The organism is Acidovorax sp. A1169, from assembly GCF_030704685.1.
Lineage (GTDB): Bacteria > Pseudomonadota > Gammaproteobacteria > Burkholderiales > Burkholderiaceae_C > Acidovorax.
This window is the reverse complement of sequence record NZ_JAUZDX010000012.1, coordinates 119566-134441: the sequence shown is the minus strand read 5'-3', so window position 1 is coordinate 134441 and position 14876 is coordinate 119566. Positions and strand designations below refer to the sequence as shown.

Annotated in this window: 15 protein-coding genes; 7 read left to right on the top strand and 8 right to left on the bottom strand. The window is 67.9% G+C overall.

Annotation, left to right across the window (positions count from 1 at the left end):
• The first annotated feature begins 75 nt into the window (after positions 1–75).
• From QYL93_RS19675 to QYL93_RS19655, 5 genes are all read left to right on the top strand, one after another.
• Entirely contained in the window at positions 76–762 is a 687-nt protein-coding gene (locus QYL93_RS19675; RefSeq protein WP_305745227.1) for a glutathione S-transferase family protein, read from the top strand.
• A gap of 266 nt (positions 763–1028) precedes the next feature.
• Positions 1029–2135: a 4-hydroxyphenylpyruvate dioxygenase gene (gene hppD, locus QYL93_RS19670; RefSeq protein WP_305745226.1), complete on the top strand. Its 1107-nt coding sequence runs from the start codon at positions 1029–1031 to the stop codon at positions 2133–2135.
• Entirely contained in the window at positions 2132–2434 is a 303-nt protein-coding gene (locus tag QYL93_RS19665; RefSeq protein ID WP_305745225.1) for a 4a-hydroxytetrahydrobiopterin dehydratase, read from the top strand. Before hppD ends, QYL93_RS19665 begins: the two co-directional genes overlap by 4 nt.
• Before the next feature lie 9 nt (positions 2435–2443).
• A complete protein-coding gene (gene phhA, locus QYL93_RS19660; protein ID WP_305745224.1) occupies positions 2444–3346 on the top strand; it encodes a phenylalanine 4-monooxygenase in 903 nt (300 codons plus the stop codon).
• A gap of 63 nt (positions 3347–3409) precedes the next feature.
• Entirely contained in the window at positions 3410–3919 is a 510-nt protein-coding gene (locus QYL93_RS19655; protein ID WP_305745223.1) for a low molecular weight protein-tyrosine-phosphatase, read from the top strand.
• A 5-nt stretch (positions 3920–3924) separates the two neighbouring features.
• Here the strand turns inward: QYL93_RS19655 and QYL93_RS19650 are convergent, their stop codons facing one another.
• From QYL93_RS19650 to QYL93_RS19620, 7 genes are all read right to left on the bottom strand, one after another.
• A complete protein-coding gene (locus tag QYL93_RS19650) occupies positions 3925–5001 on the bottom strand; it encodes an XdhC family protein (protein WP_305745275.1) in 1077 nt (358 codons plus the stop codon).
• 220 nt (positions 5002–5221) lie between these two features.
• Positions 5222–5905 carry a CoxG family protein gene (locus QYL93_RS19645; protein WP_305745222.1) on the bottom strand — a complete coding sequence of 228 codons (684 nt, stop codon included), beginning with the start codon at positions 5903–5905 and terminating at the stop codon, positions 5222–5224.
• A 37-nt stretch (positions 5906–5942) separates the two neighbouring features.
• A complete protein-coding gene (locus QYL93_RS19640) occupies positions 5943–7160 on the bottom strand; it encodes a VWA domain-containing protein (RefSeq protein ID WP_305745221.1) in 1218 nt (405 codons plus the stop codon).
• A gap of 1 nt (position 7161) precedes the next feature.
• A complete protein-coding gene (locus tag QYL93_RS19635) occupies positions 7162–8070 on the bottom strand; it encodes a MoxR family ATPase (RefSeq protein WP_305745220.1) in 909 nt (302 codons plus the stop codon).
• A gap of 4 nt (positions 8071–8074) precedes the next feature.
• Positions 8075–8866: a xanthine dehydrogenase family protein subunit M gene (locus tag QYL93_RS19630; RefSeq protein ID WP_305745219.1), complete on the bottom strand. Its 792-nt coding sequence runs from the start codon at positions 8864–8866 to the stop codon at positions 8075–8077.
• An 11-nt stretch (positions 8867–8877) separates the two neighbouring features.
• Positions 8878–11265: a xanthine dehydrogenase family protein molybdopterin-binding subunit gene (locus tag QYL93_RS19625; RefSeq protein ID WP_305745218.1), complete on the bottom strand. Its 2388-nt coding sequence runs from the start codon at positions 11263–11265 to the stop codon at positions 8878–8880.
• A 33-nt stretch (positions 11266–11298) separates the two neighbouring features.
• A complete protein-coding gene (locus tag QYL93_RS19620) occupies positions 11299–11769 on the bottom strand; it encodes a (2Fe-2S)-binding protein (protein WP_057201248.1) in 471 nt (156 codons plus the stop codon).
• A gap of 218 nt (positions 11770–11987) precedes the next feature.
• Here QYL93_RS19620 and QYL93_RS19615 point away from each other — a divergent pair, with 218 nt between their 5' ends.
• Complete coding sequence (locus tag QYL93_RS19615; RefSeq protein ID WP_305745217.1) at positions 11988–13151, top strand: helix-turn-helix domain-containing protein; 1164 nt, start codon at positions 11988–11990, stop codon at positions 13149–13151.
• A gap of 11 nt (positions 13152–13162) precedes the next feature.
• Here the strand turns inward: QYL93_RS19615 and QYL93_RS19610 are convergent, their stop codons facing one another.
• Positions 13163–13942: a TOBE domain-containing protein gene (locus QYL93_RS19610; protein WP_305745216.1), complete on the bottom strand. Its 780-nt coding sequence runs from the start codon at positions 13940–13942 to the stop codon at positions 13163–13165.
• Positions 13943–14145: 203 nt separating this feature from the next.
• Here QYL93_RS19610 and modA point away from each other — a divergent pair, with 203 nt between their 5' ends.
• A complete protein-coding gene (gene modA, locus QYL93_RS19605; RefSeq protein WP_305745274.1) occupies positions 14146–14871 on the top strand; it encodes a molybdate ABC transporter substrate-binding protein in 726 nt (241 codons plus the stop codon).
• The last annotated feature ends 5 nt before the right edge of the window (positions 14872–14876 follow it).

Genomic DNA, 14876 nt, shown 5'->3' with positions numbered 1-14876 from the left:
CCAGATTGGCGCCAGCATCGCCCAGGCGACACAAAGGGCGCCCAAAGCATCGGCAACAGCGCCTAAGATGCGCGCATGATCACCGTCCACCACCTTGAAACCTCGCGCTCGCAGCGCGTCCTCTGGCTGCTCGAAGAACTGGGCGTGCCCTACGAGCTCAAGATCTACCAGCGCGACAAGGCCACCAAGCTGGCCCCGGCCGAGCTCAAGAAGATCCACCCCCTGGGCAAGTCGCCCGTGATCACCGATGGCGACGAGGTGATCGCCGAGTCCGGCGCCATCGTCGAGTACCTGGTGGAGACCTATGGTGCGCAGGCCGGTGGCGACCTGGCCCATCTGCAGCCTGTGCGCGGCACGCCCGAGTACCGCCAGTGCCGCTTCTGGATGCACTACGCCGAAGGCTCGCTCATGAACTGGCTGGTGATGAAGCTGGTGTTCATGACCATCCCGCGCCAGCCCATGCCCTTCTTCGTCAAGCCCATCGCCAAGGCGCTGTGCGGCAAGGTGCTCGACAAGGTGGTGGACCCGAACGTGAACACGGCCATGGACTTCATGGAGGCTCACCTGGGCCAGCACACCTGGTTCGCGGGCGAGCACCTGACGATGGCCGACTTCCAGATGAGCTTTGCGGTGGAGGCGGCCCTGTCGCGCTCCAGCAAGGCCAGCACTTGCCCGAACATTCTGGCCTACAAGAAGCGCATGGAGGCACGTCCTGCCTACCAGCGCGGCATCCAGAAGGGTGGCCCGGTGGTCATGGGCTGAGCCGGGAATCCAGGGCGCTCGGCGCCCAGCGATGCCGACATGGCGGCAGGGCTTCTCACGCAAGGAGCTCGCCGCCCGAACAAGCAGCAACTTTGCGCCAATTGGGCATTAAGAGCTTTTCACATGCTCTGCACTTGATTTTTCGCATGAATCGAGCGCATACCAGCCCTTGGCGTCTTGAACTTGCAAGATAACTGCGCCCCACAGTCTCTACAGTCTCCATACCCCCTCAGCCAACCAACGGCTGCTCATTTTGGAGACGATGTATGACCGACCTGTTTGACAACCCCATGGGCCTGTGCGGCTTTGAGTTCGTGGAGTTCTCTTCGCCCAAGCCCGGCTTGCTGGAACCCATGTTCGAGAAGATGGGCTTTTCGCTGGTTGCCAAGCACCGCTCCAAGAACGTGCTGCTGTACCGCCAGGGCGGCATCAACTTCATCGTCAACAACGAGCCAGGCACCGCTGCCTACTTTGCCGGCGAGCATGGCGCCGCGGCCTGCGGGCTGGCGTTCCGGGTGCGCGATGCCCACAAGGCCTACAACCGGGCGCTCGAACTCGGTGCCCAGCCCATCGAGATCCCCACCGGCCCGATGGAGCTGCGCCTGCCCGCGATCAAGGGCATCGGCGGTGCGCCGCTGTACCTGATCGACCGCTTCGAGGACGGCAAGTCCATTTACGACATCGACTTCGAGTTTTTGCCCGGCGTGGACCTGCACCCCAAGGGCCACGGCTTTCAGGTGGTGGACCACCTCACGCACAACGTGTACCGCGGCCGCATGTCCTACTGGGCCGACTTCTACACCAAGCTGTTCAACTTCCGCGAAATCCGCTATTTCGACATCTCGGGCGAGTACACGGGCCTGACCTCCAAGGCCATGACAGCACCGGACGGCCTGATCCGCATCCCGCTGAACGAGGAATCGCGCCAGGGCGGGGGCCAGATCGAAGAGTTCCTGATGCAGTTCAACGGCGAGGGCATCCAGCACATCGCGCTGCTGACCGACAACCTGCTCGAATCCATCGACCAGTTGCAGATGGCCGGCATCCCCTTGCTGACCGCGCCCAACGAGGTCTACTACGAGAACCTGGAAAACCGCCTGCCCGGCCACGGCCAGTCGGTGGGCGAGCTGCAGGCCCGCGGCATCCTGCTGGACGGCACGACCGAAGGCGGCCAGCCGCGCCTGCTGCTGCAGATCTTCTCGCAGCCCATGCTGGGCCCGGTGTTCTTCGAGTTCATCGAGCGCAAGGGCAACTACCGCGAAGGCTTTGGCGAAGGCAACTTCAAGGCGCTGTTCGAATCGCTGGAGCGCGACCAGATCAACCGCGGCGTGCTCACCGCCACCGACAAGGCCCCCGCCAAGGAAACGGCATGAAGCTCACGCCCGAGGAGCTGGCAGCGCAACTGCCCTCCCTGGCCGGCTGGACGCATGCCGAGGGGCGCGGCGGCCTGATCACCAAGGAGTTCCAGTTCGCCGACTTCGTGCAGGCCTTCGGCTTCATGGCCCAGGTCGCCCTGCATGCGGAGCGCATGAACCACCACCCCGAGTGGTCCAACGTCTACCACCGCGTGTCGGTCACGCTGACCACGCACGACGTGGACGGCATCTCGGGCAAGGATATCGAGATGGCCCGGCTTATGAACCGCATCGCGGCAGCCCCAGCCGCCGCATAGGAGACAGGCATGCTGCAGCAGCAACTCAAGGAAACCGCCAAGCACGGGCTGGCGGCCGGAGAGGCTCAAGCCCCGGAGCGCCCCGACTGGACCATCGACCAGGGCTGGGCCAACTACACGAAGGAAGAGCACGGCGTGTGGCGCACCCTGTTTGACCGGCAGTCGAAACTGCTGCCCGGGCGCGCCTGCGACGAGTTCATCCGCGGTATGCAGGACCTGCCCATTGGCCCCGAGCAGATTCCCGACTTCGAGCAGATGTCCAAGGTGCTCAAGAAGCGAACCGGCTGGGAAGTGGTGGCCGTGCCCGGCCTGGTGCCTGACGAGGTGTTCTTCGAGCACCTGGCCAACCGGCGCTTTCCTGCGGGTCAGTTCATCCGCAAGCCGCATGAGCTCGACTACCTGGAAGAGCCTGATGTCTTCCACGACGTGTTCGGCCATGTGCCGATGCTGATGAACCCGGTGATCGCCGACTACATCCAGGCCTATGGCGAAGGCGGCCTCAGAGCCTACCGCCTGGGCGTGCTGGAGAAGCTGGCCCGGGTCTACTGGTACACGGTGGAGTTCGGCCTGGTGCAGCAGAGCGACGGCCTGCGCATCTATGGCGCGGGCATTGCCTCGTCGGCGAGCGAGACGCGCTTCTCGGTCGAGAGCGATTCGCCCAACCGCGTGCGCTTTGACCTGGAGCGGGTGATGCAGACCAACTACCGCATCGACGATTTCCAGGAAACCTACTTCGTGCTGGGCCACCTGGACGAGCTGCTGGAACTGGCCAAGATCGACTTCGCGCCGATCTACGACCGGCTGAAGGGGGCCCCGGAACACGATGCGGGCGCGGTGCTGCCCGGCGACAGCGTGGTGACCCGCGGGACTCTTGCGTACCACGATGCCAAGCGCCAGGAGGCACACGCCTGATCGCCTGCCATGCGACACTCCAGAACGGCCCCACGCGGGCCGTTTTGCATGAGGGGCACACACATGGCACAGCAACCAACCGCGGCAGGCTACTCCGTTCTTTTTCTCTGCATGGGGAACATCTGCCGCAGCCCCACCGCGCACGGCGTGTTCCGCCACCGCGTGCAGGCGGCCGGCCTGGCCGACCGGGTGCGCGTGGATTCGGCCGGCACGCACAACTACCACCCGGGCGAGCCGCCGGACCACCGCTCGCAGCGCCATGCCTCACGGCGCGGCTACGACCTGTCGGACCTGAGGGCGCGGCAGATGCTGCTGGCCGACTTTGCCGCGCACGACCTGGTCCTCGCCATGGACTGGGACAACCTGGCCATGGCGCAGGAGCTGTGCCCGCCCGGGCACGCGCACAAGCTCAGGCGCCTCACGGAGTTCTGCCTGCACATGCAAAGCCCTGTGGTTCCCGACCCCTACTACGGCGGCGCCACGGGCTTCGATGATGTGCTGGACCTGGTGGAGGATGCCTGCGAGGGGCTGCTGCAGCATGTACAGCGGGAGCTGCAGGACCGCAGCCGCTGAAACGGTCAGCGGCCCACCGCGCAGACCAGTGGCCCGGGATCGTTGTGCGCCACATCCCGGTCGTTCTTGGCCTGGCCGACCTCCATCACGCGCGGCAGGGCAACGCCGTTCTTCACGGCCAGGATCTCGGCCATCACGCTCACGGCGATCTCGGGCGGGGTCTTGCTGCCGATGTAGATGCCGATGGGCCCGCGCAGGCGCGCCAGGCTCTGTTCGGTCTGCTCGAAGTGCTCGATCATGCGCGCGCGGCGCGCATCGTTGTTGCGCCGCGAGCCGATGCCGCCCACGTAGAAGGCTTCGGAGGACAGGGCTTCAAGCAGGGCCAGGTCGTCGAGCTTGGGGTCGTGCGTGAGCGCCACCACGCAGCTGCGCCGGTCGGGCTTGAACTGCACCACCACGTCGTCGGGCATGTCGCTCACCAGGGTGGCACCAGGCACCTTCCAGCCATGGCGGTATTCCTCGCGCGGGTCGCACACGGTCACGGCGAAACCGTTGAACAAGGCCATGGTGGCCAGGTACTCGGCCATCTGCCCGGCACCGATGATGAGCATGCGGTACTCGGGGCCGAAGGTATTGGTCAGTTGCTGTGCATCCACGGCCAGTTCGGCGGGCTCGGTCGCCATGGCCAGGGTGGCTGCGCCATCGGCCAGGCGCACGGTGCGCTGCACCAGCCGGCCGGCGTCGAGCGCGGCGATCAGCTCGGCGAGGCCGGCGGGATCGGGGTCGTATTCGAGCAGCAGTTCCAGTGTGCCGCCGCAGGGCAGGCCGAAGCGGTGTGCCTCGTCGGCCGTGATGCCGTACTTGGCGAAGGACGGCGGGCCATGGGGAATGCGGTGCTCATGCCCCGTGGCACCGGCACGCTCCTGCGCGTAGGCGCGGGTGTGGCGGTCGATCAGGTCGTCCTCGATGCAGCCGCCCGAGACCGAGCCCACCACCGCACCGTCGTCGCACAGCGCCATGATCGAACCAACGGGCCGGGGGGATGACCCCCAGGTGCGTACCACCGTGGCCAGCAGCGCACGCCGCCCGGCGGCACGCCAGCCGTGCAGGGAGCGCAACACCATCACATCGAGGTTTTCCATCGTCATCGTGCGTAGATTGTGCCCAAGGCCCGCCGGTTCCGTGCGCCAGAGGGAAAGCTCAGAAGGTGTGAATGAATCCGGCGTGTCCGAGCAGGCTGCCACAACGCGTGCGATCTAGGCGCAAAGCACAGCCATAGCTCGGGCTATGGCGAGCATTTGCAACGACGAGCGCGCGTGTTTTGGCGGGATGAGCGGGCATGGCGGGTTCGTTCATACCTTCTTAGTTCAGCCACCAGGCCAGGGCCACCAGTGCCGCAGCACCCGCCACCCAGACCCAGACGGGAACGCCGCCGCTGGGAGCGTCTGCCCCGCCTGCGGCCTGCAGGCCGGCGCGCTGGCTCTGGACAAAGCCGCTCGGCGGCCCGGCGTCCTCGCCCGGCTGGGTGGGGATCTCAGCGGGCACGGTGTCGGGGGGATCGGCATCGCTCTCCCCCTGGGCGGGCGGGTGGCGGCGCTGCATCTCGTTGTCGAAGCGCTTGAAGAAGTCCTCGGCCATGCCCTTGGCGGCGCCGTCGATCAGGCGCTGGCCCAACTGGGCGATCTTGCCGCCCACGGTGGCATGCACGGTGTAGTGCAGTTCGCAGTGCTCCTGCCCGCCTTCGGGCGGCAACGGCGCGAGCCTCACCTGGGCATTGCCCTTGCCGAAGCCGGCCACGCCGCCCGATCCATCGAAGGCGATGGTGTAGCTTTCGGGCGGCACGATGTCGGACAGCGTGATCTTGCCCGCGAACTTGGCCGACACCGGCCCGATCTTGAGCGCCATGGCCACGCTGTACTGGTTCTCGCCCGTGGGCTCGATCTTTTCGCAGCCGGGAATGCACAGCTTGAGCACCTCGGGGTCATTGAGCGCCTCCCAGGCCTGGCTCTGGCTGGCGGCAAGGGGGCGGCTGGCTTGCATTTCCATGGTGATCTTCCTCGGTGATTCGGTCAGGCCGGGGCCGTCATTGCCGCAGTACGGCCGCCAGGCTGCCGGCCAGGTCCTGCAGGCGGCTCAGGTTGTGCACGGCCAGCATACCGTGCGCCTCGCGGTGCAGCACCGATGCACCGCGTGCCGCTGGCACATACCCCTCAAAACGCAGCAGTGGGTTGAGCCACAGCAGGCGCGCGCAGTGGCGGCGCAGCCAGGCGAGCTCCTGCCCCAGCAGTTCGGGCGCGCCCGTATCCAGGCCATCGGTGATGAGCAGCACCAGCGTGCGCCGACCCACCAGCCGGCGCGCGTGGCGCAGCCGCAGGCTGCGCAGGCTCTCGCCCATGCGGGTGCCGCCGGCAAAATCGTCGATGGCGTGGCTGGCGGCCTCCAGCATGGCATCGGTGTCGGCCAGGCGAAAGGCCGGGGTCAGGTCCGTGAGGCCGGTGCCGAAGGCGAACACGTCGCGGCGCAGCGCGCCTGCGCGGCGCGGCGCCGTGGCGGCGTGCAAAAAGGCCAGAAGCAGCCGTGCATAGCGTTCCATGGAGCCCGACACGTCCACCAGCGCCAGAAGCGGCAAGGGCTGGCGGCGGCGCTGCAGCAGCGGCACCCGCAGGAATTCACCGCCCGTGCGCGCCGCCTGGTGCATGGCGCCGGGCCAGTGCGGGCGGCTGCCGCGCGCTCCGGGCCGGGTGCGTCGCGCAGCAAAGTCGGGCAGCGGCAAAGGAATCTCGCGCGCGAGCTGCGCCACCAGCCGGTACTCGCTGGCCGAGAGCTGGTTGAAATCGGCTTGGCGCAGCCGCTGCACGTCGCTGGCAGACATCGCGGCGTCGAAATCGACCTTGTCCTCCTCGCGGGGCGGGGCGTTGCGTGCAGCACGCACGGGCGCCAGCGCCTCGCTCACGCGCGGGCGGCGTTTCACGGGCTCAGCCTTCGATTCGGCGCTGGGCATCATCTGCGCCAGCAGTTTCTGCGCGACGTTGGGGTTCTTGAAGTAGGCGTCAAACAGCTCGCGGAACACCAGGCGGTCCTGCTCGCGGCTGACCAGCACGGTCTCCAGCGCGGCTGCGAAATCCTGGCGTTGCATGCCCACCAGCATCACCGCCTGCTGGGCCAGCGCCATGCGCGCGGCGTCCACGCGCACCCCGGCGCGGCGCAGGGTGCGGCCAAAGCCCGTGAGGTTGTCGGCCAGCTTGCCGGTGCGCGCATCGCCGAGCTGGGAGACCGTTGCGGCGGACGGAGCAAGAGTCATGTCAGCCCGCTTCTTCCACCGGTTTCAGCAACTCTGCCGCCATGTCCCTCGTGAGCGCCGCCACATCCTCGCGCTGCTTGAACAGAATGCCGGCGGTGTCGGAGACGATCTCGGGGTCCACCACCAGGGTGTCGAGCGCCACCAGCGCCTTGGCCCATTCCACGCTCTCTGCGATGCCGGGCGCGCGCTGGAAGGCATTGGCAAACGGCTGGCTGCGCAGCCGGTGCACGAAGTCGGCCACCTGGGCGGCCAGGGCTTCGCTGGCGCCGGGCACCTGGGCGCGCACAATGGCCAGCTCGCGCTCGCGCTCGGGGTAGTCGAGCCAGTGGTACAGGCAGCGGCGCTTGACGGCATCGTGCAGGTCGCGCGTGCGGTTGCTGGTGAGCAAGGTGACGGGCGTGGCACCAGCGCGCACGGTGCCGATCTCGGGAATGCTGACCTGGTACTCGCCCAGGTATTCGAGCAAGAATGCCTCGAAGGGCTCGTCGGCCCGGTCCACCTCGTCGATCAGCAGCACGGCGCCGGGTGCGGGGGCCTGCAGCGCCTGCAGCAAGGGGCGGCGGATCAGGTAGCGCTCCTGGTAGACCTCGGCTTCGATGTCCCTGGCGCCCCCCGGCGCGAGTTCTGCTGCGCGCATGTGGAGTAGCTGCGCTGCATAGTTCCACTCGTACAGTGCCTCGCGCTGTTCCAGCCCGTCGTAGCACTGCAGGCGGATCAGGCTGCGCGAGAGCACCCGGGACAGGGCCTGCGCCAGCGCCGTCTTGCCCACGCCGGGCTCGCCTTCGAGCAGCAACGGGCGCTGCAGTCGCAGGGCCAGGAACACGGCGGTCGCCAGGCGCCGGTCGGCGAAATAGCCCACACGCTGCAGGGCCTGCACCAGGTCGTCGATGGAGGCCAGCTCGGGTGGCAAGGCGTCAGCCCAGCATCTGCGCCACGGCCCGCTGCGTCTGCACGCTGATCAGGTTGGCACGGTAGATGGCGCTGGCATGGATGTCGGTGTTCAGGTCGCTGGCGTCCACCTTGACCGCGGCGGCCGAGGCCACCGAGAAGTCCTTGCTCAGCGCGGCCTCCAGTGCCTGCTGGCGGAACACGCTGCTGGCGGCGCCGGTCACGGCCACGCGCACGCCGGCATCGGTCTGCGCCACGAACACGCCCACCAGCGAGAAGCGCGAGGCCGCCTGCTTGAACTTGAGGTAGGCCGCGCGCTTCGGGATAGGGAAGCGGATCGCGGTGATCAGTTCGCCCTCCTGCAGCGCCGTGGTGTACATGCCCACGAAGAAGTCGTCCGCCGCGATCTCGCGCTGGTCGGTGATGACGGTGGCCCCCAGGGCCAGCACAGCGCTGGGGTAGCAGGCGGCGGGGTCGTTGTTGGCCACCGACCCGCCCAGCGTGCCGCGGGCGCGCACCTGGCGGTCGCCGATGTGTGCGGCCAGGTCGGCCAGGGCCGGGATGGCGGCCTTGACGTCCGCGCTGCCGGCCACGTCCATGTGCCGCGCCATTGCGCCGATCACCAGGGCATTGCCTTCGCGGCGAATGCCCGCCAGCTCTGGAATGCCATTGAGGTCGATGATCTGGCCCGGGTTGGCCAGGCGCAACCGCATGGAAGGCAGCAGGCTCTGCCCGCCCGCGATGGGCTTGCCGCCGGCCGCTGTCAGGCGCGCTGCATCGGCCACGCTGGCCGGGGTTTCATAAGTGAATGCGTACATGGTGCTTCTCCTCAGGCCTTGGCACTTTGAATGGCATCCCACACGCGGTGAGGAGAGGCCGGCATGTCGAAATCCTTGACACCCAGCGGGCGCAGGGCGTCGAGCAAGGCATTGATCACCGCTGGCGGCGAGCCGATGGCTCCGGCCTCGCCGCAGCCCTTGGTACCTAGCGGGTTGTGCGTGCAGGGGGTGCAGACATGGCCGAGCTTGAACTCGGGAAAGTCGTCGGCGCGAGGCATGGCGTAGTCCATGAAGCTGCCGGTAAGCAACTGGCCGGTCTCGCGGTCGTACACGCAGTTTTCCATCAGCGCCTGGCCGATGCCCTGCACCAGCCCGCCATGCACCTGGCCCTCAACGATCATCGGGTTGATGATGGTTCCGAAGTCGTCCACCGCCGTGAAGCGGTCCACCCGGGTGGAGCCGGTCATCGGGTCCACCTCCACCTCGCAGATGTAGGTGCCGGCCGGGAAGGTGAAGTTCGTCGGATCGTAGAAGGCCGTCTCGTTCAGGCCCGGTTCGAGCTTGTCGAGCGGGTAGTTGTGCGGCACATAGGCCGTGAGCGCCACCTGGCCGAAGGGGATCTTCTTGTCCGTGCCGCGCACGGTGAACTCGCCGCCGCTGAAGTCGATGTCGGCGTCGCTGGCCTCCATCAGGTGGGCGGCGATCTTCTTGGCCTTGGCCTCGATCTTGTCCAGCGCCTTCATGATGGCCGCGCCGCCCACGCTGATGGAGCGCGAGCCGTAGGTGCCCATGCCGAAGGGCACGCGACCCGTGTCGCCGTGCACGATGTCCACGTTCTCCACCGGGATGCCCAGGCGCGCGGCCACCACCTGCGCAAAGGTGGTCTCGTGCCCCTGGCCATGGCTGTGCGAGCCGGTGAACACCGTCACGCTGCCCGTGGGGTGCACGCGCACCTCGCCGCATTCGAACAGGCCGGCGCGCGCGCCCAGGGCCCCGGCGATGTTCGACGGGGCGATGCCGCAGGCCTCGATGTAGCTGCTGTAGCCCATGCCGCGCAGCAGGCCCTTGGCGGCGCTGGCGCTCTTGCGCGCCTCGAAGCCGGCCACGTCGGCCAGCTCCTGCGCCTGGTTCATGCAGGCGTGGTAGTCGCCCACGTCGTACTGCAGCGCCACCGGGGTCTGGTAGGGGAAGGTGGTGATGAAGTTGCGCTTGCGGATCTCGTCCTGCGACAGGCCCAGCTCCCAGGCGCAGCGGGTGACCAGGCGTTCGAGCAGGTAGGTGGCCTCGGGCCGACCCGCGCCGCGGTAGGCATCGACCGGAGAGGTGTTGGTGAACCAGGCGTCCACCTCCACGTAGACCTGCGGCGTGGTGTACTGCCCGGCCAGCAGCGTGGCGTAGAGGATGGTGGGCACGGCGCTGGCAAAGGTGGACAGGTAGGCGCCCATGTTGGCATCGGTGTGCACGCGCATGGCCAGGAACTTGCCGTCCTTGTCCATGGCCATCTCGGCATGGCTCACATGGTCGCGGCCATGCGCGTCCGTCAGGAAGGACTCGCTGCGGTCGGCCACCCATTTGATGTTGCGGTTGAGCTTCTTGGCGGCCCAGGTCAGGCACACGTCCTCGGCATACAGAAAGATCTTGGAGCCGAAGCCGCCACCCACGTCGGGCGCGATCACGCGCACCTTGTGCTCGGGCAGGCCCATCACGAAGGCGGTCATCAGCAGGCGTTCGACGTGCGGGTTCTGGTTGCTCACATAGAGTGTGTATTCGTCGTTGGCGCGGCTGTACGAGCCGATGGCCGTGCGCGGCTCCATCGCATTGGGGATCAGGCGGTTGTTCACCAGATCGAGCTGCGTCACGTGCGCGGCATTGGCGAACACCGAATCCACCGCGCCCTTGTCGCCAATCGCCCACTTGTAGCAGTGGTTGTCGGCTGCGGCATCGTGCAGGCCGGCACCGGCCACCTTGCCGGCCGCAGCATCGGCCACGCTGACCACGGCGGGCAGCACGTCGTAATCCACCTCCACCAGCTCGGCCGCATCGCGTGCCTGCTGCTGCGTGAGCGCCACGACCATGGCCACCTGGTCGCCCACGTAACGCACCTTGCCCTGCGCCAGGATGGGGTGCGGCGGCTCCTTCATGGGCTGGCCATCGGTGCTGGTGATGAGCCAGCCGCAGGGCAGGCCGTTGATATTGTCGGCCGCCACGTCGGTGCCGACGAACACACCCAGCACGCCGGGCGCCGCCTTGGCGGCGTCGATGTTGATGCTGACGATGCGCGCATGCGCGTGCGGCGAACGCAGGAACACGGCATGGCTCTGCGCGGCCAGCACCACGTCGTCGGTGTACTGGCCGGCGCCGGTCAGAAAACGGTAGTCTTCCTTGCGGCGAAGCGATTCACCGATGTGCGGAAGCTTGGAAAAGTCGGATGCACCCATGGTCTTGTCTCCTGATGGAATGAGGGACGTGACTCAGGCGGAGGCCATGGCTTTTTGGCCATGCTGCACTGCGCGCACGATGTTCTGGTAGCCGGTGCAGCGGCAGATGTTGCCCTCCAGCAGCTCGCGGATCTCACCCTCGCTGGCCTGGGGGTGGTTCTTGCACAGGTCCACCGCGCTCATCACCATGCCCGGCGTGCAAAAGCCGCACTGCAGGCCGTGGCACTCCTTGAAGGCCGCCTGCATGGGGTGCATGGTGCCGTCGGGCGCGGCCAGCCCCTCGATGGTCTGCACCTCGGCGCCCTGGGCCTGCACGGCCAGCATGGCGCAAGACTTGACGGCCCGGCCGTTGACGTGCACCGTGCACGCGCCGCACTGGCTGGTGTCGCAGCCCACGTGCGTGCCGGTGAGCAGCAGGTGCTCCCGCAGCGCGTGGACCAGCAGGGTGTTGGGGGGAACGTCAACGCTGGCCGCGCGGCCATTGACGGTGAACTGGACTTGCATCTGGCTGTCTCCTCGGAGGGTGTTGGCTGGATCTGCAAGCCGCATCTTGGGCCGGGCGCGGTGGCGGATTCCTAGGGTCAACCCTAGATCGGTGGCGCCCGGCCGCGGATATTCTCAAAATGAAACATGTTGCAGTGCACCGCCCGCGCATCATGCGCACTGCACACCGAAGCACCCCGCAGTGGGTGCACCGGCCCGCCACCCCACGGGAGCCCGCCATGCTGTCCGCAGCTGTCGCCACGCCATCATCGCCAGACGAGCGCCAGGACATGATCGACCGCGCCCGCACCGCCCTGCTCAGCCAGGGCCAGGTGCCGACGGCGCTGGGCATCGAGCCCTGGATCGTGCGCTCCTGGCAGCGCTGCCTGGCGCAAGGGCATGCACCCGGCCAGCGCGTGGCGTTCGACCTGGTGAGCGCCGCCATGCTGCGCAGCGTGGCAGAGCAGCACCGCCATCTGCTGCAGGCGGCGCGGCCGGTGCTGGCCCATCTCACCCGTGCCATCGCCGGCATGCACTACTTCGCGGTGCTCACCGATGCGCGCGGCGTCGCGGTGGACGTGCAGGGCGCCATCGACCACGGCGACGCACGGGTGCATGCCATCGGGCGCGTGGGCATCGACCTGTCGGAGGCGGCCGTGGGCACCACCGCCATCGGCGCAGCCCTGGCCGAGCTGCAGCCCGTGTGGCTGCACCGGGGCGAGCACTTCTTCAACGACAACACCAGCTACAGCTGTGCCGGCGCCCCACTGTTCGACCCGCACGGCCAGTGCATCGGCATGCTCGACCTGACCGGTGTGGACGTGCCCGAGCGGCCCGAGCTGCGCCACCTGGTGGACCGCTCGGCCCGCGCCATCGAGGACGCGCTGCTGCTGCAGCAACCCCATGCCCTGCTGCTGCGCCTGAACTGGCCCGGCAGCACGCTGGGCGGCGAAGGCGATGGCCTGATGCTGCTGGACGCCGATGGCTATGTGGTGGGCACCAACCGCACGGCACGCCAGCTGGTGCCGCAGCCACTGCGCGCGCCGGACACGCGGCCCCACGCGGGGGATCTGCTGGCCCTGCCCTGGCCGCTGCTGTTCGATGCGGCACTGCAACAGCAGCGAAGCGGCCCCGTGCCGATGGACATGCCCTTGTGGTCAGGCCTGCGCCTGCAGGGGTTGGCCCTGCCCGCCCGGCCTGCCGGCCAACGCACCAGCTTCGCACCCTTGCTGGCACCCGCGCCTGGGCACGCTGCGGCCAGCGCACCGCTGCGCGAATCCGAAACCGCGCTGATCCGCCAGGCCGTGCAGGACGCCCGCGGCAATGTGGCCGAAGCGGCGCGCGCGCTGGGCATCAGCCGGGCGACCGTCTACCGCAAACTGGGCACGCCCAGGGGGCACTGAAGAGGGTTCGCTCAGCCCTGAGCGAGCGCGATCACGACGGCGTTGTCTTCTACCACCAGCAGCACGCGGCTGCCGCCGCGCAAGCCGCTGTCCGGCACGGCGAAGCCCACCATCTGGATGCCACCCGTGAGCTCGGCGGACACCTCGTCGCCCGTCTCGCCGCGCACCACACGCACGGCCTTGGCGGGCAGCCGGCAGACCCCGGGTTCGGCCCGCAGCAGGTCGGCCCCGGCGCGCTCCACCCGCACCGCCGTGGCCTTGCACAGCGCCTGCACCACCAGGCCGGGCGCCAGGCCCAGCAGTTCGGCGCTTTCAAGGGTGATGCGGGCGCTGAGAAAGGCACCGTCATCGTCCGCAGTCCGGCCCAGGTGCACGCGCACGATCTGGCCGAGCATTTCGAGCCGCTGCACGGTGCAGGGCCACTGGTTGCGCATGCTGGTGCGCACCGCCAGGCGCGCCACCGCAGGGCCTGCTTGGCCCTCCCAGCGGGCCAGCACAGCGGCGCGCGCTTCGGCCATGGCATCGGCGGCGGCCAGCAGCTGATGGCCGGCATCGGTCAATTGCGCGCCGCCGCCGCCGGCACCGCCCACGGCGCGGTCCACCAGGGGCGTGCCGGCCAGGTTGGTCAGGCTGTCGAGCGCCTGCCAGGCGGCCTTGTAGCTCACGCCCACGGCGCGCGCGGCCTGCGAGATGGAGCCGCCCGCGCCGATCTCGCGCAGGATGGCGATGCGCTTGTCGGCCATGTCATGGCACAGGGCACCGGCAAAGGAAACAGGAGAGGTAGGGGGCATGGGTGAAAGGCCGATGGAGCGATCGTAAACAGTTTCCACCATCACGCAAACGCGGCAGAGACGGGCCAGGCCCTTCGCCATGCGGGGCGTGCGGCGTATGCGGCATGCTTCTATACTCTCGCTATTCCATAAATGAATAGCGCATGCGCGCCTCCGCCACCATGCACCTGCCTGCGCCCCCTCTGCGCCATGCCTTTGGCGCCATGGCCCTCACCCTGTGCGCGGTGCATGTCGCCCATGCCGGACAGGTCTCGGTGGCCGTGGCTGCCAACTTCACGGCGCCCATGCAGAAGATCGCCGCGGCGTTCGAGGCCGACACGGGCCACAAGGCCGAGCTGTCGTTCGGTGCCACGGGCAAGTTCTACGCACAGATCACCCACGGCGCGCCGTTCCAGATCCTGCTGTCGGCCGACGACACCACGCCGGCCAGGCTCGAACGCGAGGGCAAGGTGGTGGCCCACTCGCGCTTCACCTATGCCATCGGCACGCTGGTACTGTGGAGCGCCAAGGAGGGCTACGTGGACGCAAAGGGCGCCGTGCTCAAAACCGGCGACTTCAAGCACCTGGCGATTGCCAACCCCAAGCTCGCGCCCTATGGCCTGGCCGCCACACAGGTGATGGACAAGCTCGGGCTGGCGGCCACGCTGCAGCCACGCTTCGTGCAGGGCGAAAACATCGCGCAGACCTACCAGTTCGTGGCCACCGGCAATGCGCAACTGGGCTTCGTGGCCCTGTCGCAGGTGATGGTGGACGGCAAGATCAGCCAGGGATCGGCCTGGCAGGTGCCGGCCGACATGCACGGGCCGATCCGCCAGGATGCCGCGCTGCTGGAGAACGGGAAAAGCAATGCGGCGGCCACGGCGCTGATGCAATATCTGAAGACTGATAAGGCGAAAGCCATCATCAAATCTTACGGATATAGTTTCTAAATAGT